General features: G+C 43.4%; 2 protein-coding genes. Both read left to right on the forward strand.

Annotation, left to right across the window (positions count from 1 at the left end):
* The coding region (locus AC4MRV_RS21765) for a TniQ family protein (protein WP_491189361.1) at window positions 1-1,016 on the forward strand (1,016 nt) is incomplete at its 5' end.
* 2 nt (window positions 1,017-1,018) lie between these two features.
* On the forward strand, window positions 1,019-3,095 hold a 2,077-nt coding region (locus AC4MRV_RS21770; RefSeq protein ID WP_491189362.1), incomplete at its 3' end, for a type I-F CRISPR-associated protein Csy2.

The raw sequence follows: 3,095 nt of genomic DNA on the forward strand, positions 1-3,095 counted from the left end.
CAAGCCAAATGCGGGTGCGAGTGCTTATCCACCTTGAGAACCAATTAAAGCTCAATAACTTTGGTGTACTGCGCTTAGCATTGTCGCATTCAAAAGCTCAATTCTCTCCACAATACAAAGCTGTACATAGATTCGGTTTTGACTACCCTTATGCTTTTCTTCGCAAACGCTTTACACCTATTTGCCCTCTGTGTATTGACGAAGCATCCTACATTCGCCAGAAGTGGCAATTTATCTTTCACCAAGCTTGTGAACACCATGGCTGTAAACTGGTTCATCACTGTCCTGAGTGTAAGTCGAGACTTGAATACCAAAGTACCGAGAGTATTAGCCAATGTGAATGTGGTTTTGAACTCCGAAGCTCGCCAGTAGAGGATGCGCTACAGGCTGAGATATTAGTCGCTCGATGGTTGTCAGGAAATGATTCAAAACCCTTGGGATTACTAAAAGGAGAAATGACGTTATCTGAGCGCTATGGCTTTTTACTTTGGTATGTAAATCGTTATGGCAATATCGATGACTTCAGTTTCGAATCATTCATCGAATACTGCAGCTCTTGGCCAACGTCATTATGGCAAGACCTCGATGTTTTGAAAGAGAAGGCAGAACTCGTTCGAGTAAAAGATTGGAGGAAGATGTTTTTCAATGAAGCCTTTGATGCTCTGCTTAAAGATTGCCGTCAGTTACCCAGTCGGCAGTTGAGTCACAATATCGTGCTTACTCAGGTGTTAGCGTATTTTACACAGCTGATGGCAACAGTACCTTCAAGCGCGAAAGGAAATATCGGTGATGTACTGCTCAGCCCTCTAGAATCTTCTACATTGCTCTCTTGCACAACGGATGAAGTGTATCGGCTGTATGAGTTTGGTGAGATTAAAGCCGCGATCAGGCCGCGAATGCATACAAAGATAGCGAGTCATGAATCGGCGTTTACTTTAAGAAGTGTCATCGAAACAAAGCTGACTAGAATGAGCTCTGAAAGTGATGGTTTAAGTGTGTATCTACCTGAGTGGTAATTATGACGAAATTAAGTGACTTATTAGCAATCGAAGACGAAATAGTAAAGCAGGCTACGCTAAAGAAGATGTTCATGCCCTATACGGAAGACGTCTGTGTTGAAGGGTGTGAAAAAGAAGCGTTAACGATCTTGCTTAATCTCAGTTCAAGCCATCAAGCCGATAGATGCTCTGATTGGTTGGATGTTGCCCGTGCTAAAAGGTATTTAAAAGCCGCAGAGAACCTAGAGGCATCCCTTGATGAGATCAAATGGTTCCACACTCATAATCTCAAGTTTCCAGACTGCCGAGTAAAAGATCAGCGAATAATTGCACAGCCTCTCGTGACAATCGAGGCATTTATTTCAAGCGCAGTACTCGAGCAACGCTTGGGGTGGGCGCATAACTCTGCAGTGTATCGCCATACATTGTGGTTATTGAATCCTTTTAGTTGGCAATCACAGCCCGCATGCACCCTTTCACTTATCAAGCAAGAAAGCTCTATTTGGATTGAATTGCTCAAAGAATTTGGTCTAAGTGCTAAGTCACTTGCTCGTTTAAAACATACAATTGAAGAACAACTTCCTGGAAATAGTTTTCCTGACAGCGTCAGTACTTACAGCAAGCAACCACGGTTTCCATGGGGGGATGATTATGTCTCGGTGACGCCAGTAGTTAGTCATGCTATTCAGAGTGAGTTAGAAGTGAAATCGAGAAGTCGAGGAAGTAAGCTTCGCTTTGTGTCTTCGTCACTGCCAAACTCTGCGAGTATCGGGAATCTGTGTGGCAGTTTAGGTGGGCATATGAAAGTCCTTAACTACCCGCTAGACGTCAAACCAGCGCAGGGTGGGACGTTAACTGAAAGTCGTAAAAAGAGTGGCCGCTACTTTGATGACTATCAGGTAACTAACGCCAAAATTTGTCAGGTGTTAAATCACTTAATTGGATTAGAGCCATCAAAAACACAGAAGCAAAGGGAGAGCGCTCGTAAGGTTAGAAGGAAGATATTGCGAAAGCAGATAGCTCTGTGGATGCTTCCATTAATTGAATTAAGAGATATCGTTGACGCAGATCCCAACCAACAGCAATTGGAACAAGATGACACTTTAGCTCAAGCCTTTTTGAGCCAACCAGAATCGGATCTGGGCTCTTTAGTTAGTGAGTTTAACCGCCGCTTACATCTCGCGTTTCAGAATAACAAGTATGCCGCCAAGTTTGCCTATCATCCCAAGCTAATGCAGGTCGTCAAAGCCCAAATTGTATGGATACTTGAACAGCTCAGTAAACCAAATGGCAATGAAGATAAGGTAACTGGTGAGCAGTATATCTATTTGTCATCAATGAGAGTGCAAGATGCGGTCGCAATGAGTAGCCCATATCTGAGTGGTGCTCCTTCTTTGGCGGCTATTTGGGGGTTCATGCACCATTACCAAAGAGAGTTTAATAAGCTAGTTAATTGTGATTCCCCGTTTGAGTTTTCGAGTTTCTCTTTTTATGTTCGAAGTGAGAACATTCAACCGACAGCGAAGCTTACCGAACCCAACTCAGTCGCTAAAGCGCGAACAGTTTCTAACACGAAGCGACCAACTATTCGTAGTGAACGATTGGCGGACCTAGAAATAGACTTAGTTATCAGAGTCCACAGTGACAGCCGAATTTCAGATTTTAAGTCCGCGCTTAAAACGGCACTTCCCGTAGCTTTTGCCGGAGGGGCATTATACCAACCACAGCTATCGACGGAGATTGAGTGGTTGAGGACATTTACTAGCATGAGCGAACTTTTCCATGTTTTGAAAGGGTTACCGGCATACGGGCGATGGTTATACCCAAGTGAGAGCCAGCCGAGTAACTTTGATGAACTAGAGTGTTTGGTGACTAAAGATGCCGATAATTTGCCAGTTTCTATTGGCTACCATTTGTTAGAATGTCCAACTAAACGGTGCAACTCGATCACTGATTGTCACGCGTATGCAGAGAACGCCATAGGGTTAGCTAAAAAGGTGAATCCAATAGAAGTACGTTTTAGTGGAAGAGATCACTTTTTAAACCATGCCTTTTGGTCGATAGAATGCAGTAGCGAAACTATTCTTATAAAAAACT

It is taken from the genome of Vibrio sp., from assembly GCF_984391705.1.